Consider the following 17,700-nt stretch of genomic DNA (forward strand, 5'->3'; position numbering starts at 1 on the left):
CTTCTGCAAAATCAAGCACTTCCGCCGATGCGCAACACGCTTCGACAAGCTCGCAAGAAACTTCCTAGCCGCAGTCGCTCTCGCTTCAATCCGACTCTGGGCCAGAAGTTATGAGTCCACGACCTAGGACGTCGCGTCGCCTTTCAGAGCGCTTCGATCACGTCAGACCAGTCCGGGTTGCGCGCTGCCTGGGCTTGCAGAAAGGGGCAGAGCGGCACGATGGTGAACCCGATCTTGCGGGCCTCTGCGACGACATGACGGGCCAGCGCCGCGCCGACGCCAAGCCCCCGCAAACTGTCCGGCACACCGGTATGGTCGACGATGATCCGTGTTGCCGAGAGGCGCGAATAGGTCATTTCGCCCGTTTCTTCCTCGCCCTCGACATGCGCGACATAGCGACCTTTTGAGCCAGTCTCTTCCTGGCTGAAACTCATGCTCATGAATCTCTCCGTCCGGGTCAGCCGCTGACCGGTTGATCGAGTGCTGGGCGTACCGTCAGGGCGCTGCCGGAGGCAGCTTCCTGCCAGGCGAGCAGCCCGGTTCCGGCAAGGATCATGATGGAAAGTACAAGTCCGACAAAGCGCATCTTCGCCTCCGTTTTCGTTGACGGAGATGTAATTGGGTCGATCAGGCGTTATTAGTGGCTATTTTGGAAAAACTGAACCGTTCCGCCGGACCCAATCCGCTCGGGACTTCGCCGGATCGGCCGACCGCTGGTTCGGTCGATCGTTGGTTCGGTCGACGCGCGCGTTCAGTCGAAGTCGGGCAGCCGCTTTTGCAGTTGCGCCAGGACGGCCTCGGTCTGGTCCGGTCCGCCCATCAGGGCGGATTGTTCCACCGATTCCGCCATCAGGACGGTAGCGGCATCCGCGCCGGCCGCAAGGTTCAGCAGGCGCTTGCTGGCCCGCATGGCCGACGGGCTGCGTGTTGCGATCCCGGCAGCCATGGCCTGCGCCTCCGCCAGCGGATCATCGGCGCACAAGGTGGCGAGCCCGAGCGTGACCGCTTCCTTGCCGGTCACGTCCCGACCGCTATAGGTCAGGGCCCGGATCTGGTCGTCGCGCATTAGTCCCGGCAGGACAACGCAGCCGCCCATATCCGGCACCAGGCCCCAACGTATTTCGGCAATTGCCAGCCGGGCTTGCGGCGCGACGACGCGGATATCCGCACCCAGGGCAATCTGCAGCCCACCACCGAGCGCGCCGCCCTGGATCGCCGCGATGACCGGGACAGGCAGGTCGCGCCATTGCAGGCAGGCCTGCTGCGGCCGGTTGGTGAGGCCGTGTGTCCGCTTCTCCAGGGGTTCGCGAGTGAGATCCTCGCCGGCCATGGCGGCAAAGCTCGCAAAGTCCAGCCCGGCGCAGAACATGCGTCCGGACCCGGCGAGAACCACGGCGCGGATGTCCGTCCGCCTGGCCAGAAACGAACCGGCAGCCAGCAAGCCCTCGAACATGGCGGGGTCGATCGCATTGAGCTTGTCCGGCCGATCCAGCGTAACATGGGCGACCCGGTCGATGATCCGCACCTGCACGCGGTCGGCAAAGCGTTCATCCATGGTCCTGCGCCTCCAGCGGTCCATTGCCAGGATTTCCTGATTCCCGAGGGCCTGCAGCAAGGCAGTCGCCGAGCCAGGCGGCAACCCGGTCGGGAACCTCCAGCGGTGCGAGATGACCTGTGCCGGCCATGCGGTCGATCACGATCCCGCGTCTCGTCAGGGTCCGCGGGTTGACGATCGTCGAGGCCCGCTCGGCGCCGAGCACCCGGATCGGGCCGCGGTGGCGGCGCAGGGCGGCGCCGATATCATGTCCCTGGGCCTCAAAATTTGCCGCTTCCCAGCCGGGCGTGCAGGACAGGTGGTACATCCCGTCCTCGGCCCGCGTAAGCCCGTCTTCCAGATAGTCATCCAGAACCCCCTCGGCCCAGTTGCGGAAAGTGCGGTGCCGCACATAGCGCGCATGGGCATCGGCGGGGCTTGCCCAGCCGTCAAACCGTTTCCGGGCCGCATTGGCGATCGGGATCCGACCCTTGATCAGCCCGCGAAACGGGCTGGCGGCGGTCAAATAGAACACGGGCGGAAGGATGACCGGCTCGATCAGGGCGAGCGGTGCCGTGTCGGCCGCAGCGCTGGCGCTGAGCAGGGCGACGATTGCCCCCATGGAATGGCCGGCAAAGGCATCGGCCGGTCGGTCCAGCTGTTTGAGCCAGTCCAGGACATCCTGCGCGTAGAGAGCCCAGCTGCGATGGTTGTCGGGGTCGGTCGGCAGACGCGACCGGCCATGGCCGCGCAGATCCGGCGCGATAATGTCGAAACGCGGCGCCAGCCGTCCCAGAAGCCGTTTATAGGCGCTGGCGCAGAATCCGTTCGCATGGATGAAGACCAGCCGCGGCGAGCCGGGATTGGGCCATGCCAGCCCGGCGAGCGTGCCATTGGCGAGCGCGTGGGAGAAGCGAACCGGATCGGGTGTGTCAGACGTTTCGGTCATGCCTTTGTTTCCTCCCATCGCCCCGGCAAGGCTAGTGCGGCGAACGGGCGGGTTCGAGCCGGGATTGCACACATGGCTGCATGCGGGACATTCAGCGGTGCTTGCAGGACGGGCAATCCGCACATCGCCGCCGGCTGCCCATTGCCCGGGCAGGTGATCCGTGATTTTTCGCCAGATACATCTTCAGCGGGCGGCGCTTTGCGCTACACTAGGGCTCGACCAGACATGAGGGAGCAGGACATGTTGACCCGCAATTTCACATTGGCGGAATTCATCCGTTCGGACACAGCCAAATCCATGGGTGATCCGAATACGCCGGAGGAGGAGCATCTGCGTGCGCTGCATGGCCTGGCTTGCGGCATGGAGCAGGTCCGCCGCGTGCTGGGTGACCGTCCGGTCAGCATCACATCGGGCTACCGGAACCCGGCGGTCAACAAGCAGGTCGGTGGCGTACCCAATTCGGCGCATGCATTGGGATACGCCGCTGATTTTACCGTCAAGGACATGCAGCCGGTTGATGTTGCCAAAGCGCTGGAGGCCTCGCCGCTGGCCTTCGATCAGCTGATCTATGAGGCGTCGCGCAAGATCAATCATATCAGTTTCGATCCGCGCATGCGCCGCGAAGTCAAGACCCAGAAGGGCGGGCCGGGCACGCCGGTCGAGTGGGGGATCGTCGAAGACTAGTCCGCTACCGCCGGCGCCGCGAATACCGTGATCCCGTCGCGGGCCAGTCCGGCCGTCCACAACTCCCCATTCCAGATCAGGGCCGTGGTGATCCCGTCTGCATCCTCCAGCGGACCCCGCAGCCCGAAGACAGGCTGGCCGTCCGTGTCGACCGCAATCGCCATGGCCGGACGGTCGGGCAGCGCCGGTAGTCCGGCGATCTGCAGCCAGCGCCATATCAGGCGTTTCAAGAAGGGGCGGGCATGCAGGGCTTCGAGGTCCGCCGCACGCAGCGACGGCATGGCAGTCCAGACAAGCCCGCTTGCCGGGTCGAACTCCAGATTGTCGGGATAACCCGGCAGGCCCTCGATCAGCACCGTCAGCTCGCCGGCGTCCGGATCGAGCTGCCAGATGCGTCCGGCCCAGGTTTCATTGACATAGACCAGGCCGGTCGCCGGATCATGGTCGACGCCATTGATGAAGCCCAGCCCGCTGGCGAGCTCGGTCATGTCGCCGGGCGCTGTGACCAGCAGGATGCGCCCCGTTTGCTCGGCTTCCAGGAAGGAATCGAGATGTGCGCCATAGCCGTGCCGCAGCGAAGCATCGGTCAGGATGATGCGGCCGTCTTCCAGCACGCTGAGGTCATCGGTAAAGACGAGGGGGCCGCCATCCTGGGCCGAGGCGATCCAGACCGTCCAGCCGTCCGGCGTCAGCTGCAGAAGCCCGCGCAAGGCATCGGCCACGAAGAGCGATCCGTCCGGCGCAAAGCTCAGTCCGAGCGGGCGGCCGCCGGTATCGGCGATCTCCGACCAGATACCGGCCGTGTCACGGGCCATGATCCGCCCGTCGGCGAGCGAGGCATACAGCCGGCCGTCCGGCCCGGGTTCGAGATCCTCGGCGCCGTGGAAATCAGCACGTTCCGTGCGGATCGGCGTCTGGACCCGTTCGAACCGCTCATCCAGCGCCGGATCGGCGACCGGTGGTGCAAAGTGCATGGCATTCAGAGCGCCCGGCCCGTAGGCGGCGAACCCGACCAGCGCCGCGATCAGCCCCAGAATGATCAGAATCATCCGCATCTTCTTCTCCCCGGATCCCGACACGAGCAAAGCGGATTTCGGCCTGGAACGAAAGCGCGGCGTCGATGATGCCATCAGGCGCGTGGCTTGATCCGGCCTGCCTCGATCAATTGCTGGAAATGCTCCGTGACGGTCTCGGCCAACGGCCGGTAGCTGATGGACAGGGCCTCGCGGCTCTTTGAATTGTCTGCCGTGAACGGGATACCGACATTGCGGCTGACCATCTTGCGGGTCAGCGCCGGATTGATCATCGGACCGATCAGCCAGACCAGGAATTTCGGCAGGATGGACTTCCCGAAGCGGTAGCGGTCGCCGAAATGCTCGCGCAGGAGGGCGCTGATCTCGACGAAGCCCGTGTCGTGGGCCGAGAGGATATGGCGGCCCAGCGCCTCGGGCGTGTAGCCGGCCGCAATGTGGGCGGCGGCAACCTCGCGCACATCGACGGCGCCGATACGGAAGTCGGGTATGCCGGCTGCCATCGTGCCATCCCCCATCTGGGTCAGGATGGAATAGCTTTCGCCGCTCGCCTGCGGATTGATGCCCGGGCCGAGAATGAGGGACGGGTTGATGGTCACCAGATCCCAGCGAGACTGGGCGTGGACGATATCCCAGGCGGCTTTCTCGGCGCGGGTTTTTGACAGGGAATAGGCCTGGTGGCCGAGTGTGGAACTGGTGTTCCAGACGGTTTCGGTGAGCCGCCTCTCCGGCATGCCGGCAATGTCGCTGTTATCGCCATAGATGGCCGCGCAGCTGGAGGTCAGCACAACGCGTCTGACTGTTTCCGTGGCGTTCACTGCCGCCAGCACATTGCGCGTTCCCTCGACAGCCGGATCGATGAGATCGCGTTGCGGATCCTCGACATGGGCGATGAAGGGCGAGGCGGTGTGGATGACCAGCTCGCAGCCGGCCATCGCCGGAGCAAAGGCGTCCGGATTGAGCAGGTCGGCGCGAAAATAGCGGATCGAACCGGGTGAGGCCGCCGCGACTGCCTCGAGGTGTTTCAGCTTTTCGCGCTGGTCCGGGTCGCGAACCGTCACATGGACGACATGTCCTTTGCCGAGAAGCTGGGCGATGATCACGCCGGCCAGATAGCCTGTACCGCCGGTTACCAGGACGGGGCTGGCGGGATTGATCTGCGTCATGACGGGCCTCACGTGTTTCAGGGTCGCGGCACAGGTTAGTCCGATCCGTGCCCGATGCCAGCGCGCTCGTCGCGCGCGCCCATGGAACAGGCTCGATGGTTCTCCGGACGGGCAAAGCCCTGCCTGTCTGCGCCCGCAGCACGCGGCCTGGCCCGCTGCGGTGGGGCGGCCACGACATGATCACCGATATCAGGACTTCCTTGCCACCGGCTGCGGTCGCTGCGACCGTTTCGACGCGCCGGCCTGTTCGGCCCGGCCGCGCAGCCCTTGCGGACGCGCTTGTGGTCAGGCCTTGGCGCCAAGGTGGCGCGAAACAGCGACCTGTGTCGGGCGCTGACCGTTCGGCCCGTAGAGATTGACCTCAAGGCTGGAGATCGCGTGCACCAGCGTATTCGGCGAAATTGTCTGCTTCCCGGTCCAGGCAATGTTCGGGAAGCGCTCAAGGATCTTGGTTAGGGCGCGCTGGAGCTGCATTTGCGCGATGCGGTTGCCGAGGCATTTGTGCGGGCCGTGTCCGAAGGCAATGTGCTTGTCGACATTTTCGCGCGAGACGTCGAAGCGGTCAGGATCCGCAAAGACATCCGGGTCGCGATTGGCGGCCGGATACCAGAGCACAACCTTCTCGTCGCGGGCGATGCGCTGACCGCTCAGCTCGGTATCCTCCATCGCTGTGCGCCGCATGTGCTGGACGGGTGAGATCATCCGCAGCGCCTCATTTGTCATGGCCGGGATCAGCGAGCGGTCGGCCAGGACGCGCGCGCGCTGGTCCGGGAACTCGGTGAGCAGCCGGATCGTGCCCGACAGCGAGTTTCGCGAGGTATCGTTTCCGGCGAAAATGATCAGCAGCCAGGAGCCGTCGAGATATTCCTGGGGCAGGGGTTTGCCGGCCATCCGGGTATTGGCGATCGCCGTCATCAGGTCCGGCCTGGGATTGACCCGCCGATCCGCCATCACGCGCTCGCCATAGGCGAACATCTCGTTGACATAGTGGTAGAATTTGATCGGGAACCAGGGACGGCGCGAAAGCAGGGTCCAGGGATTGACGAAATACTGGTTGGCCAGTTCCAGATAGTGCATCCAGCGGATGATTTTCGGCCGGTCCGCCTCGTCGATCCCCAGCATTTCGCACAAGGTGAAGAGCGGCAATTCCTGCGAGAAGAGCGACACGAAATCGACGACGGGGCCGCGTCTTTCCATCTCGTCCAGCAGGCTGTCGATCTTGGCATCAACACGCTCGCCCAGTTCGGCTACGAAGCGCGGTATGAAGTAATCCTTCTGCTGGATCCGCATCTGCATGTGCTGGGGCTGGTCCAGATTGATGATGGAGTTGAAGGCGGCCGGGATCAGCTTTTTCGGCTTCCATTCATTCCGCGGCATCACGAACATGTTGATGCTGCCGCGCTCGGACGAATAGATCTCGGGCGCCAGTTCCACCGCCTTGATGTCGTCATAGCGGCTGACCGACCAGTAGCCGGCGCGCTTCGGGTCGGCGCTTTGCCACATCACCGGTGCCTCCTCGCGCATGCGCCGGAAGAAATCGTGCGGATGACCGTTCGTCCAGGCCTGCGGATCCCACAGGGCAAACCCCTCCAGGGATGGATAGCGAGCCTCGAAATGGGGGGCGACCTGCGGCTGGTCTTCCAGAATGACATCGCTGACGAGTTGCATCGGTTCGGACCGTTCCTGTCAAAAATCGAACAATGTTCACGTTTGACGTTAGGGCGGGCCGGGACAGTGTGGCAAGCGAAGTTCGCGCCGCGGCAGAGAATGAAGTTGTGTCGGCGGCCGTCCCGCGCTTGTCTGTCCGGGCAACAAGATGGGGAGACAGGACATGGCCATATCCGACCAGGTACCGACACAATCGGGCTTTCATGCCAAGAGCAGCGGTGCAGAGGTGCTCGCCGACATCGATTTGGCGGGCAAGTTCGCCATCGTCACTGGCGGCTATAGCGGGATCGGCCTGGAAACCGTGCGCGCCCTGGCGGCCAAGGGCGTCTCCGTCCTGGTGCCGGTCCGGTCGCCGGAAAAGGCGGCTGAAACGCTGGCAGATGTTGCGGGCAATGTGACAACAGCCGCGATGGATCTCGCGGACCTGGCCTCGGTCCGGCGCTTTGCCGCCGACATTCTTGAGACGCGCGCTTCGATCGATCTCCTGATCAATAATGCCGGTATCATGGCCTGCCCGGAAGCGCGGGTCGGGCCGGGCTGGGAATCCCAGTTCGGCATCAATCACATGGGCCATTTCGCGCTGACCCAGGCCTTGATGCCGGCACTGACCTCAAAGCCTGGCACACGGGTCGTGGCGCTGTCCTCCACCGCACACAAGATTTGCGGCATTCGCTGGGACGATATCCAGTTCACCGACACGCCCTATGACAAATGGCAGGCCTATGGCCAGGCTAAGACCGCCAATGCGCTGTTCGCCAATGCCCTGTCCCGCCGTTTCAAGGCGAGTGGCGGCGCGGCCTTTGCGGTTCATCCGGGCGGGATTTTCACGCCGCTGCAGCGCCATCTGCCGCAGGAGGAGATGATTGCGCTGGGCTGGCTCGACGAGAATGGCGAAATGTCGGAATTGGCCAAACAGGGCTTCAAGACGCCGGAGCAGGGCTGTTCAACCACGCTGTGGGCCGCCAGCTCGGCCCTGTTGGACGGCAAGCCGGGCGTCTATTGCGAGAATTGCGACATCGCCGCGCCGACCAACCCCGACAGCCCGCTCGCCCGCTATGCCGGCGTTGACGCCCATGCCTGCGATGACGAGGCGGCAGAGCGCCTGTGGACGGTGAGTGAGACGCTGCTGGCGGAGGTGTGAGAGACGGTCGCCGGACGTGAATTCAACCGTAAGCGCCCAGGACGCGTGGAACGGTAGTCGTGCCTGGTCTTCCAGTTGCCTCGCGTCGCCTATTCGGCGGGCGGCTCGCTGAGATCGGGTACTGTGACTGCCATCGCGCAGCCGGTCTCGTTCGCCAGCACGCAGGCGAAGTAGGCGCGTAGCCTCGCTTCCATCGCGTCCGGGGTCGTATGACCGATACCGGGCAGGAGGAGAGAGTTGAAATCCTCCATGCCGAAGTCCGAGTAGATCGCGCGGACGGCCGGCACACGGGCGATGGTTGAAGCACCGAGCGTTTCATTTACCCAGATGCTCTGCTCACAATCATAGCTGTCGGACCGGAAATTCTCGCAGGTGAAGGGCGGCTCCCGCACTGAATCGTTTTCGTCACTGCCGCCCTGGAACAGCAGAAAGGGCGTCTCGCGCAAGGCGGCGCCATTCAGAGGGCGGCCGGAAACCTGCTCGAGGTCGGCAATGCCGACCGGATAGGCCAGGCTTTCGCCATCATGGGTCTCGACGGGCAGGATGGGCAATCCACCAACCCCGCCAGCGGCGACCGCCCGCACGCGCTCGGGATGAAGGACCGTCATGCGGGTTACGAAATCCGCCGCCGCGGAAAAGCCCCAGAAGAGCGCGTCGTCGGAGAGCTGATGGCCGTTGGATGCGAGCTTGGCCCGGGCGTCATCCAGCATCGCCAGAATTTGAAGATCCGGACGGGCATACCGTCCATCGGCGTGCGTCATCGTCGGAAGGGTCAGGGCATGGATGTAGAGATTGCCGCCGATGCCTTCGACCAGCGGTCGCGGGAAGACCGGGGTCAACATCGGGGTGCCGAGATGGCGGCCGAAATCGAAATACAGCTGCTCGTTTCGGATCGCGGCCCAGTATTCATGCGTTTCAAACGGGGCGCCGGGCAATCCGTCATTATTGGGCTGGACCAGAACGGCGCCGTCCGGGGCGACGGTCTCGGGCAGGAGCAAGAGGTAGGGCCAGTGAAAGCCCAGTTCGGGATTGGCCTCGATACGATAGACCTGCCTAGGCTCAAGGACACCCTCATAGACATGCAGTTCGGGGGCGGGGCCGACAATCTCGCTTATATGATCGGGAATGCGTGAGCTTGGATCCATGGAGACCCGAGCACGAGGATGATAGCCGTCCCCCTCTTGGGCAAAGGTGCAGTCAAGTCCCGCGAGAGCGATCAGAAGTCCTGCAAGAAATCGTGCCATCTACATACCCCTTTGCATACACGACGCTTGTATCGCAGGTCGTTGTCAGACGAAAGCGGACCGGTCCCCTATCTACAACGCTTGGCAAATTCGGGCAGCAAACTGCCGGCATTCGGCCAGCGCGATTTGCCGATTCTCCCTGAACCGGTAAAACGTCAACACGTAAGGTAGTGGCGGAGAGGATGGGATTCGAACCCACGGTACGCTTTTGGCGCACACTCCCTTAGCAGGGGAGCGCCTTCGACCACTCGGCCACCTCTCCACTGACCGGTTTAGAATGCGGCGGCGCGGGCTTCAAGTGCGAGCTGCCGCAATTCGTGGGCGGATTGCAGAGACATGGCCCTGGCGATTGCTCAGGCGCGGCTGCGGGCCATGTCCAGCCAGCGATGATGGGTGCGCTGGACGAATTTCGGCGCGTGACGCGCGGCCGCCGTAATCTCCTGCCATCGGGCCCGGGCTTCATCGGCCTCGCCGAGGCTTTCAAGCATCAGGGCCCAGCGGGCGCGGGCCTCCGGACCGGGGAAATGGTCCGACACGCTGGCATAGGTCGCGGCAGCCTCCTCATGGCGGCCCAGGGCTTCCTGGGTGCGCGCGAAGAGCAGGTGGGCCTCCGGGTGGCGGATGTCGGGATGGGCGGCCTGCATGGCCTCGAGCTGGGCGAGGGCGGCCGTGTAATCGCCGGTCTCGTATTGGGCCCGCGCCAGGGTGAACATCATCGCCGCATCCTCGGCGAAGGCGCCACTGGTAGCCTCGCGGGCCATGACCAAGGCATCGGCGGGCCGGTTCGTGGCCAGCAAGGCATCGGCGGCGCGGCGCATATTCCCGGGGGTCCGGCTGATCTCGACCTGGGTGAGCGCCTCGCGGGCTTCGCGCCCCGGATCGAGTGCCTTGCGCGCGGCGGCTCCGGCCTTGCGCGCCTGGGCGCTGCCGGCCATCGAGGGCAGGACTTCCGCGAGGATGTAGACGATCGAGCCCAGCGCGGGGAAGATGAACAGGATCATGATCCAGTACATCTGGCGCTGCGTGCGGATGACGTGAACCGCGCAGGCAAGCGCGACCAGAATGTGAATCCCCATCAGAATCGGCATGTTGTCCCCCCTGCCAACCCCACCGGTTTAAGCGAGAGGGTTGCAGGGGGCAAGACAGCGCGTCTGACGGGAGCGCCCTGAGGTTTGGTCGATCCTAGAAGAAGGCCTGCAATCCGGTCTGGGCGCGGCCGAGGATGAGGGCGTGCACATCGTGGGCGCCTTCATAGGTGTTGACCGTTTCCAGATTGACCATGTGGCGCATGACCTGGAATTCCTCGGAGATGCCGTTGCCGCCGTGCATGTCGCGCGCCATGCGGGCGATATCCAGCGCCTTGCCGCAATTATTGCGCTTCATGATCGAGATCATTTCCGGCGCCGCCCTGGCTTCGTCCATCAGGCGGCCGATGCGCAGCGAACCCTGCAGGCCGAGCGTGATCTCGGTCTGCATGTCGGCCAGTTTCTTCTGGTAGAGCTGGGTCTGGGCGAGCGGCTTGTTGAACTGGTGCCGGTCGAGCCCGTATTGCCGCGCCGCATGCCAGCAGAATTCGGCCGCGCCCATGGCGCCCCAGGAAATGCCGTAGCGGGCGCGGTTGAGGCAGCCGAACGGGCCCTTGAGGCCGGAGACATGCGGCAGGAGGGCGTCTTCGCCGACCTCGACATTGTCCATCACGATCTCGCCGGTGATCGAGGCGCGCAGCGACAGCTTGCCGCCGATCTTGGGAGCCGACAGGCCTTTCATGCCCTTTTCCAGCACGAAACCGCGGATCTTGCCGTCATGGGCGTCCGACTTCGCCCACACTACGAAAACGTCAGCGATGGGCGAGTTGGAGATCCACATTTTCGAGCCGGTCAGACGGTAACCGCCCTCGATTTTTGTGGCGCGCGTCTTCATGCCGGCCGGGTCCGAGCCGGCATCGGGCTCGGTCAGGCCGAAACAGCCGATCCATTCGCCCGAGGCGAGTTTGGGCAGATATTTCTGGCGCTGTTCTTCCGAGCCATAGGCATAGATCGGATACATGACGAGGGAGGACTGGACCGACATCATCGAGCGGTAACCACTGTCCACACGCTCGACCTCGCGGGCGACCAAGCCATAGGCGACATAGCCCAGGCCGGCGCCGCCATATTCTTCCGGCAGGGTGCAGCCCAAAAGGCCCTGCTCACCCATTTCGCGGAAAATGGCCGGGTCGGTGTTTTCCTCGCGATAGGCATCGATGACCCGCGGCTGCAGCCTGGCCTGGGCATAGCTGTGCGCGGTGTCGCGGACCAGGCGCTCTTCCTCGGTCAGCTGGTCGTCGAGTTGGAACGGGTCCTGCCAGTTGAACGAACCCAGATCCGGAGCGTCCTTGGCTTTTAGCGTCGGCTTGTCGGTCATGATGTTTCCGTCCCCTCGGGCGTCTTTGCGTTTCGCTTTATTGCCGGATTAGCCGGGCGGGAAGCGCGGAGCAAGCCGCCGGAGCGGTTCGGCTTGGCGTGGTATCGCAAACACGGCTAGAGGTGACCGCGGACAGGGTCACACGACTCTGAACGACGTCATTCGGGGAGGGATGCATGTCGCAGGAAAGCCTGATCGTTCTGGCCACGCTGGTTGGCTACAAGCTCTTGCTCATCGGAGTCGGCGTCTGGGCCTCGCGGCGCAACCAGACCGAAAGCGATTTCTTCATCGCCGGGCAGGGGCTTGGTCCCTGGGTTGCAGGGCTGTCCTATGCCGCCTCCACCTCTTCAGCCTGGGTGTTGCTCGGCTTTTCCGGCTTTGTCTATCTCAACGGCCTGTCGGCCCTGTGGATGGTGCCGGGAATCTGGGGCGGCTATGTCGCTGTCTGGCTGTGGTTCGGTCGGCGCCTGCGCGCCGAGACACAGGCCGAGGGCCATGTCACGACGGCCGATTTCCTCGCCGGCGGCCAGTCGCCGGGCGGCAAGCGCCTGATTGCCATGGTTGCGGCGTTCATGATCCTGTTCTGCTTCATCTTCTATATCGCAGCCCAGTTCGGCGCTGCCGCCCAGGCCTTCGAAACGCAATTCGCGCTGCCGCGGCTGGAATCGGTGCTGGTCGGTGCCGGTGTGGTGCTGGTCTATTCCCTGCTCGGAGGCTTCTGGGCGGTCAGCGTGACCGACATGCTGCAGGGTGCGCTCATGCTGCTGGTCGCACTGCTCCTGCCGGTCGCAGCGCTGGTCGCGGCGGGCGGCCCGGCCGGTGTCATGGCAAGCCTCTCGGCCAATGAAAGCGCGGCCTATCTGAGCTTTGGCGGTGACATGCCGGTCATGCTGCTGGCCGGCTTCGTGATCGGCGTGTGGGGTGTCGGCCTCGGCGCGCTGGGACAGCCACAGCTGATCGCCCGCCTGATGGCGGTCAAGGATGAGGCGGCGCGCCGCCGCGGCTTCCAGATCGCCATCGTCTGGGCGGTGCTTGTCTTTGTCGGCATGACCGTGCTCGGCCTGGCCGGCCGGGCGCTGGTCGGGGCCGGGTCGAATGGCGAAGCGGTCTTCTACCAGGTCGCGCGTGACTTTCTGCCGCCGATCGTCGGCGGTCTGGTCATCGCTGCCGTCCTGTCTGCCGTCATGTCGACGGTCGATTCCATCCTGCTGGTCGCGGCTTCGGCGGTGAGCCGGGATCTCGGTGTGTCGCGCCGGTTTGCCGGGCAGGAAGTCACGGTCTCGCGGATCGTCATGGTCGCCATCGCACTGGTTGCCGTGTGGATGACGCTGGCCCTGCCATCCACGATCTTCGCCCGCGTCCTGTTCGCCTGGGCCGCGCTCGGCGCGGCCTTCGGCCCGGTCATCGTGATGCGGGTCTGCGGCGTCCAGTCCGGTCACAGGGCCGTGCTCGCCGCGATGATTGTCGGCTTCGGCCTGACGGTTTTCTTCAACGCCATGGGCGCCCTCGATCCCGCCGGTCTGCCGGCGCCGGCGGCAATGGCGGCACACTGGGCGCAATTGCCGGGCGATCCGTTCGAGCGGGTTTTCCCGTGGGTTCCCGCTTTGCTGATCCTGTGGTTCGGGCGGGTGAGGGGCCGCGTGTAACATCCACCTGCGACACCTCGCGCCTTGACCTTCGTGGCTTCCCGTAACAAGTCGGCGTCATGATTGCTGAACTCGGGCAATTTGCCCTCATCCTGGCCTTCGTGGTCGCGCTCTTCCAGTCGGTGGCCATCTTTGCGGGGCTGCGGACCGGCGATGCCGTGGTGCACGGCTTTGCCCGGATCGGCGCGATCGCGCAGTTCGCCCTGGTGCTGGCGGCCTTCGCCTGTCTGGCCTGGCTGTTTGCCGTGTCCGATTTCAGCGTGCTGGTCGTTGCCGAGAACTCGCACACCGACAAGCCCTTGCTCTACAAGCTGACCGGCGTCTGGGGCAATCATGAGGGCTCGATGCTGCTCTGGGCCCTCATACTGACGGGCTATACGGCGGCGCTGGCCTGGTCGGCCGGACCGGTCGAAGCGCGGCTGATTTCGCTGACCTTTGCCGTTCAGTCGCTGATTACCGCGGCGTTTACCGCCTTTTTGCTGTTCACCTCCAACCCGTTTGCCCGCCTGTGGCCGGGGCCGGAGAACGGCCTCGATCTCAATCCGCTTCTGCAGGACCCTGGCCTCGCCTCGCATCCGCCCATGCTCTACGCGGGTTATGTCGGTTTCTCGATCACCTTCTCCTTCGCGGTTGCCGCCCTGCTGGAGGGACGTGTGGATGCCCGCTGGGCCCGTATTGTGCGGCCCTGGGCGCTCGCGGCCTGGACTTTCCTGACGGTTGGAATCGCGCTGGGTGCCAGCTGGGCCTATTACGAGCTTGGCTGGGGCGGCTGGTGGGCCTGGGATCCGGTCGAGAACGCCTCGCTCATGCCCTGGCTGGCAGGCACCGCCTTCATCCACTCGCTGCGAGTGATGGAAAAGCGCGACACGCTGAAGGCCTGGACCATCCTGCTCGCCCTGCTGACCTTCGCCCTGTCTATGGTGGGCACCTTCCTGGTCCGCTCCGGCGTCCTGACTTCAGTACACGCCTTCGCCGTCGATCCCGAGCGCGGCGTCTTCATCCTGGCCATCCTGATCGCGCTGATCGGTGGCTCGCTGCTGATCTATGGGCTGCGGGCCAACCTGCTGAAGCCGACCGGCATGTTTTCCGAGGTCAGCCGCGAGAGCACGCTGCTGGTCAATAACCTGGTTTTGGCCGCAGCCTGCGCCCTGGTCTTTTTTGGCACCTTCTATCCGCTTTTCATCACCACGGTGAGTGATGAGACGGTGACTGTAGGCGCGCCCTTCTACAACCAGACCTTCAACCCGATGATGGGCGCCTTGCTCGTCCTGGTGCCGATCTCGGGCATGCTGGCGTGGAAACGTGGCAAGTTGCTGCCGGTGCTCAAGGATCTCGCGCCGGCGGGGCTTGCGGCGCTGGCCGGTGCCCTGGCGGCATTCTGGATTGCTGATCGCAGCCTGGTGGCGGGCGCCCTGGGGACCGCCCTTGCGATCTGGATCGCGGTCGGGGTGCTGATCGATCTGGGCAAGCGCTTCAAGCTCGGGCAGATCCCGGTCGCGGCCTCGCTGGCGCGGGCGGCGCGCCTGCCGCTCGGGATTTGGGGCATGTCTGTGGCCCATTTCGGTCTCGCCATCATGGTTTTCGCCATTACCGGGGTCAGTGCGTGGAAACAGGAGACGAGCAGTTTTCTGATGCCTGGCCAGCATCTCGACATTCGCGAGCTCACCGTCACCCTGGATCGGGTCGAACAGGTTGAGGGGGCCAATTATGTTGCCGAGCGCGGATATCTGACTGTTCGCCGCGACCAGAGGCTGGTGGCGAACCTGACGGCTGAACGGCGTCTTTACCCGGTGCGCGGCATGTCGACGACCGAATCCGCCATCCATGCGCGGGCGACCGGCGACGTTTATGTCACCATCGGGCAACCCAGCCCGGAGCACGGTTGGCCGGTGCATGTCTATCTCTACCCGTTTGCGGTCTGGCTGTGGATCGGCTCTGGCGTGCTCGGCCTGGGCGGTTTGCTGTCGATCTCGGACCGGGGCCGTCGGGCACTCGGTGCGAAATCGATGAACAAGGCCGGCGCCGGTGTCGCGGAGCCGGCGGAATGAATCGCGCCTTTCTCTTTCTGCCCCTGGCGATCTTCATCGTGATGGGGGTCTATTTTGCGCTCGGCCTGCGTGAGGATCCGTCCGCCATTCCCAGTCAGATGATCGACCGGCCTCTGCCGGCATTCGACCTTGCGGGGATTGCCGAGGGCGAGCCCGGCCTGTCGCGCGCTGACCTGGACGGGCGGGTCGCCTTGCTCAACGTGTTCGGATCCTGGTGCCCGCCCTGCGAGATCGAGCATCCGATGCTGATGCAGATCAGTCGCTCGGGCCGCGTCCCGATCTATGGCGTCAACTGGCGCGACGCGCCGGGCGACGGCGCGGCCTGGCTGGCGCGCAATGGCAATCCCTACCACCGCGTTGGCGATGACGCGGCAGGCAATCTGGCTTTCGAGCTGGGGATCACCGGTGCCCCGGAAACCTTCCTTGTCGATCAGCAGGGGCGCGTGCGCTTCCATCATGTTGGCATTATCGACGAAACCGTGTGGCGCAGCATTCTTCTTCCCATGATCGAGGCGCTGGAGGCGGAATGACCAGAGCATTTCGCATCCTGGCGCTCGTCGCCGCCCTGTTGTGCCTGGCGCCTGTGGCACAGGCATCGCCGCCGCCGGACGAGCGGATGGACGATGCCGTCATGGAGACGCGGGCCCGCGATCTTTATCGCGAGCTGCGCTGCGTGGTCTGCCAGAGCCAGAGCATCGACGAGAGCAATGCTGCCCTGGCGGCCGATATGCGGATCAAGGTGAGGGAGCGCCTGCTGGCCGGCGACAGCAATGCCGAGGTCCGCGCCTGGGTGCGTGAACGCTACGGCGATTATGTGCTGATGAGCCCGCCCGTTCAGGCCAATACGCTGTTCCTCTGGTTGCTGCCCTTTATCGCCCTCATCGGTGGCGGCACCGTTCTGGTCATTTTCGTCCGGCAGCAGGCGCGCCGCGTTGATATCGCGCCTGACGCCGACGAGGACGCCGAACTGGCGCGGCTGCGTGAGCAGGAGGGGCAGTCATGATCTGGATCCTGATCGCTTTTCTTGCCAGCCTGGTGGTTCTTGCGCTTGTCCTGCCGGTCATGCGCGGTGTTCGCGGTTCGCTGGCTGATGGCACGGATGTGTTTGTCGGTCAGCTGGCCGAACTCGACCGGGACCGGGAACTCGGCTTTATCGAAACCGCTGCCGCGCGCCAGGCCGAGCTGGAAATCCGCCGCCGCATGAGCCAGTCCGCCGCCGTCGCCGGGACAGACGCAGCTTCGGTTTCGACGGTCCTGCGGCGTGGTCTGGTCGCGGGCTCCGGCGTGTCGGCCATCCTCGCGGTGGCTCTGTACCTGATACTGGGTAGTCCGCATCTGGTTGGCATGGAGCCGGCCCGTGCGCCGGAACTCCCCGAGGAGGCCCGGGAAATCATGGCCGAACTGGCCAATCTTCGCGCCAGCCTCGAGAGTAATCCCGACAATCCGCAGGGCTGGGCCGTCCTTGGCGAGGCGAATTTGCGGATCGGGCGGTATACGGTCGCCGCCGAGGCATTCGAGTCAGCCATCGATTGGGAACCGGGCTCGGCCTATCTGTTTGCCTCGTTGGGACAGGCGCGCCTGTTTGAAGCCGGTGGCACAATGACGCCGACTGCGCGCGAGGCCTTTGCCCGCGCGCTGGATGTTGATCCGCTCGATGTCCGGGCTCGTTTCTTCATGGCTGAGGCGGTGTATCAGGACGGTGATCGGGAGGCCGCACTGGCGAGCTGGCAGGCGATTCTCGACGAATCGGGGGCCGACGCGGCCTATCGCGGCATGGTCGAGGCGCGGATCGCCGCCGCGCGCGCTGAGAGCGCGCTCGACGGCCAGCCCGGTGATGATGGCAATCAATAGGTCGACGAGGCCCTAGGAGGCCGGCAGGTCGCGCGGTGCCATCTGCGGGACATTGGCGTCATTCCGCGCCCAGGCCACGAAGACGTCCAGCTGACGCTCGGCTTCTTCATAGACATGGTCCGGAATCTGGGTCCGCTCGGACACCGCCGCGCGGACCGATGCCGGACAGTTGATGGCCAGCATTGTAACGGCAAGTGTGCCACCCAAGATGATTGCAGTCGTTTTCATCCTCAGCTCCCCAGCGATGAATCGATTAGCAGGTATCGTTACAAAAACGTAATAAGATCGCGAGGTCCATCCCGACAATCGATAAGACTTGTTGTTTTTTCGCCCCT

General features: G+C 64.5%; 18 protein-coding genes, 1 tRNA gene and 1 pseudogene. 8 read left to right on the forward strand and 12 right to left on the reverse strand.

Features of this window, described 5'->3' with window-relative positions; genetic code table 11:
* A pseudogene (locus QZZ02_RS10140) lies at positions 1–127 on the forward strand (IS5/IS1182 family transposase); the annotation flags it as partial.
* Between the two features lie 16 nt (positions 128–143).
* Here the strand turns inward: QZZ02_RS10140 and QZZ02_RS10145 are convergent.
* The 4 genes from QZZ02_RS10145 to QZZ02_RS10160 all read right to left on the reverse strand — a co-directional run bounded on the left by QZZ02_RS10145 (position 144) and on the right by QZZ02_RS10160 (position 2,483).
* The gene (locus QZZ02_RS10145; protein ID WP_366511527.1) at positions 144–434 is read right to left on the reverse strand and encodes a GNAT family N-acetyltransferase; all 291 of its coding nucleotides are present in this window, start codon (positions 432–434) and stop codon (positions 144–146) included.
* Between the two features lie 23 nt (positions 435–457).
* On the reverse strand, positions 458–586 hold the full coding sequence (locus QZZ02_RS10150; protein WP_291844118.1) for a hypothetical protein: 129 nt from the start codon (positions 584–586) through the stop codon (positions 458–460).
* A gap of 165 nt (positions 587–751) precedes the next feature.
* Positions 752–1,555 carry a crotonase/enoyl-CoA hydratase family protein gene (locus QZZ02_RS10155; protein ID WP_291844119.1) on the reverse strand — a complete coding sequence of 268 codons (804 nt, stop codon included), beginning with the start codon at positions 1,553–1,555 and terminating at the stop codon, positions 752–754.
* On the reverse strand, positions 1,548–2,483 hold the full coding sequence (locus QZZ02_RS10160; protein ID WP_291844120.1) for an alpha/beta hydrolase: 936 nt from the start codon (positions 2,481–2,483) through the stop codon (positions 1,548–1,550). Before QZZ02_RS10160 ends, QZZ02_RS10155 begins: the two co-directional genes overlap by 8 nt.
* A gap of 240 nt (positions 2,484–2,723) precedes the next feature.
* On the opposite strand from QZZ02_RS10160, the gene QZZ02_RS10165 reads away from it, so the two are divergent.
* A complete protein-coding gene (locus QZZ02_RS10165; RefSeq protein ID WP_291844121.1) occupies positions 2,724–3,167 on the forward strand; it encodes a D-Ala-D-Ala carboxypeptidase family metallohydrolase in 444 nt (147 codons plus the stop codon).
* Here the strand turns inward: QZZ02_RS10165 and QZZ02_RS10170 are convergent.
* From QZZ02_RS10170 to QZZ02_RS10180, 3 genes are all read right to left on the reverse strand, one after another.
* A complete protein-coding gene (locus tag QZZ02_RS10170) occupies positions 3,164–4,222 on the reverse strand; it encodes an SMP-30/gluconolactonase/LRE family protein (protein ID WP_291844122.1) in 1,059 nt (352 codons plus the stop codon). The genes QZZ02_RS10165 and QZZ02_RS10170 overlap by 4 nt on opposite strands.
* Before the next feature lie 74 nt (positions 4,223–4,296).
* Entirely contained in the window at positions 4,297–5,364 is a 1,068-nt protein-coding gene (locus QZZ02_RS10175; RefSeq protein ID WP_291844123.1) for an NAD-dependent epimerase/dehydratase family protein, read from the reverse strand.
* A gap of 285 nt (positions 5,365–5,649) precedes the next feature.
* Entirely contained in the window at positions 5,650–7,032 is a 1,383-nt protein-coding gene (locus QZZ02_RS10180; protein WP_291844124.1) for a cytochrome P450, read from the reverse strand.
* 163 nt (positions 7,033–7,195) lie between these two features.
* On the opposite strand from QZZ02_RS10180, the gene QZZ02_RS10185 reads away from it, so the two are divergent.
* Positions 7,196–8,173, forward strand: a complete 978-nt coding sequence (locus QZZ02_RS10185; protein WP_291844125.1) for an oxidoreductase — start codon at positions 7,196–7,198, stop codon at positions 8,171–8,173.
* Positions 8,174–8,262: 89 nt separating this feature from the next.
* On the opposite strand, the gene QZZ02_RS10190 is transcribed toward QZZ02_RS10185, so the two are convergent.
* The 4 genes from QZZ02_RS10190 to QZZ02_RS10205 all read right to left on the reverse strand — a co-directional run bounded on the left by QZZ02_RS10190 (position 8,263) and on the right by QZZ02_RS10205 (position 11,820).
* Positions 8,263–9,417, reverse strand: coding sequence for a hypothetical protein (locus tag QZZ02_RS10190; protein ID WP_291844126.1), 1,155 nt, complete (start codon positions 9,415–9,417; stop codon positions 8,263–8,265).
* Between the two features lie 171 nt (positions 9,418–9,588).
* Positions 9,589–9,679, reverse strand: a tRNA-Ser gene (locus QZZ02_RS10195).
* A 91-nt stretch (positions 9,680–9,770) separates the two neighbouring features.
* A complete protein-coding gene (locus QZZ02_RS10200; protein ID WP_291844127.1) occupies positions 9,771–10,505 on the reverse strand; it encodes a tetratricopeptide repeat protein in 735 nt (244 codons plus the stop codon).
* A gap of 94 nt (positions 10,506–10,599) precedes the next feature.
* Positions 10,600–11,820 carry an acyl-CoA dehydrogenase gene (locus tag QZZ02_RS10205; RefSeq protein ID WP_291844128.1) on the reverse strand — a complete coding sequence of 407 codons (1,221 nt, stop codon included), beginning with the start codon at positions 11,818–11,820 and terminating at the stop codon, positions 10,600–10,602.
* Positions 11,821–11,996: 176 nt separating this feature from the next.
* Between QZZ02_RS10205 and QZZ02_RS10210 the strand changes: the two genes are divergently transcribed.
* From QZZ02_RS10210 to ccmI, 5 genes are read left to right on the forward strand one after another with little or no spacing between them, the layout of a single operon-like run.
* A complete protein-coding gene (locus QZZ02_RS10210) occupies positions 11,997–13,466 on the forward strand; it encodes a sodium/proline symporter (RefSeq protein WP_291844129.1) in 1,470 nt (489 codons plus the stop codon).
* A 59-nt stretch (positions 13,467–13,525) separates the two neighbouring features.
* Positions 13,526–15,514, forward strand: a complete 1,989-nt coding sequence (locus tag QZZ02_RS10215) for a heme lyase CcmF/NrfE family subunit (RefSeq protein ID WP_291844130.1) — start codon at positions 13,526–13,528, stop codon at positions 15,512–15,514.
* Complete coding sequence (locus tag QZZ02_RS10220) at positions 15,511–16,044, forward strand: DsbE family thiol:disulfide interchange protein (protein WP_291844131.1); 534 nt, start codon at positions 15,511–15,513, stop codon at positions 16,042–16,044. Before QZZ02_RS10215 ends, QZZ02_RS10220 begins: the two co-directional genes overlap by 4 nt.
* The gene (locus QZZ02_RS10225) at positions 16,041–16,517 is read left to right on the forward strand and encodes a cytochrome c-type biogenesis protein (protein ID WP_291844132.1); all 477 of its coding nucleotides are present in this window, start codon (positions 16,041–16,043) and stop codon (positions 16,515–16,517) included. Before QZZ02_RS10220 ends, QZZ02_RS10225 begins: the two co-directional genes overlap by 4 nt.
* Entirely contained in the window at positions 16,514–17,365 is an 852-nt protein-coding gene (gene ccmI, locus QZZ02_RS10230) for a c-type cytochrome biogenesis protein CcmI (protein ID WP_291844133.1), read from the forward strand. The genes QZZ02_RS10225 and ccmI overlap by 4 nt, the downstream gene beginning before the upstream one ends.
* Before the next feature lie 12 nt (positions 17,366–17,377).
* Here ccmI and QZZ02_RS10235 read toward each other — a convergent pair whose 3' ends face one another.
* Positions 17,378–17,593, reverse strand: a complete 216-nt coding sequence (locus QZZ02_RS10235) for a hypothetical protein (protein WP_291844134.1) — start codon at positions 17,591–17,593, stop codon at positions 17,378–17,380.
* Between the last annotated feature and the right edge of the window lie 107 nt (positions 17,594–17,700).

It is taken from the genome of Maricaulis sp. (assembly GCF_015665295.1).
Classification (GTDB): domain Bacteria; phylum Pseudomonadota; class Alphaproteobacteria; order Caulobacterales; family Maricaulaceae; genus Maricaulis.

Coding starts and splice junctions, on each gene's coding strand:
- QZZ02_RS10185 (WP_291844125.1), top strand. CDS start 7,196: ATGGCCATATCCGACCAGGTACCGACACAATCGGGCTTTCATGCCAAG.
- QZZ02_RS10225 (WP_291844132.1), top strand. CDS start 16,041: ATGACCAGAGCATTTCGCATCCTGGCGCTCGTCGCCGCCCTGTTGTGC.
- QZZ02_RS10235 (WP_291844134.1), bottom strand. CDS start 17,593: ATGAAAACGACTGCAATCATCTTGGGTGGCACACTTGCCGTTACAATG.
- QZZ02_RS10160 (WP_291844120.1), bottom strand. CDS start 2,483: ATGACCGAAACGTCTGACACACCCGATCCGGTTCGCTTCTCCCACGCG.
- QZZ02_RS10215 (WP_291844130.1), top strand. CDS start 13,526: ATGATTGCTGAACTCGGGCAATTTGCCCTCATCCTGGCCTTCGTGGTC.
- QZZ02_RS10175 (WP_291844123.1), bottom strand. CDS start 5,364: ATGACGCAGATCAATCCCGCCAGCCCCGTCCTGGTAACCGGCGGTACA.
- QZZ02_RS10145 (WP_366511527.1), bottom strand. CDS start 434: ATGAGTTTCAGCCAGGAAGAGACTGGCTCAAAAGGTCGCTATGTCGCG.
- QZZ02_RS10155 (WP_291844119.1), bottom strand. CDS start 1,555: ATGGATGAACGCTTTGCCGACCGCGTGCAGGTGCGGATCATCGACCGG.
- QZZ02_RS10200 (WP_291844127.1), bottom strand. CDS start 10,505: ATGCCGATTCTGATGGGGATTCACATTCTGGTCGCGCTTGCCTGCGCG.
- QZZ02_RS10150 (WP_291844118.1), bottom strand. CDS start 586: ATGCGCTTTGTCGGACTTGTACTTTCCATCATGATCCTTGCCGGAACC.
- QZZ02_RS10205 (WP_291844128.1), bottom strand. CDS start 11,820: ATGACCGACAAGCCGACGCTAAAAGCCAAGGACGCTCCGGATCTGGGT.
- QZZ02_RS10190 (WP_291844126.1), bottom strand. CDS start 9,417: ATGGCACGATTTCTTGCAGGACTTCTGATCGCTCTCGCGGGACTTGAC.
- ccmI (WP_291844133.1), top strand. CDS start 16,514: ATGATCTGGATCCTGATCGCTTTTCTTGCCAGCCTGGTGGTTCTTGCG.
- QZZ02_RS10210 (WP_291844129.1), top strand. CDS start 11,997: ATGTCGCAGGAAAGCCTGATCGTTCTGGCCACGCTGGTTGGCTACAAG.
- QZZ02_RS10180 (WP_291844124.1), bottom strand. CDS start 7,032: ATGCAACTCGTCAGCGATGTCATTCTGGAAGACCAGCCGCAGGTCGCC.
- QZZ02_RS10170 (WP_291844122.1), bottom strand. CDS start 4,222: ATGCGGATGATTCTGATCATTCTGGGGCTGATCGCGGCGCTGGTCGGG.
- QZZ02_RS10165 (WP_291844121.1), top strand. CDS start 2,724: ATGTTGACCCGCAATTTCACATTGGCGGAATTCATCCGTTCGGACACA.
- QZZ02_RS10220 (WP_291844131.1), top strand. CDS start 15,511: ATGAATCGCGCCTTTCTCTTTCTGCCCCTGGCGATCTTCATCGTGATG.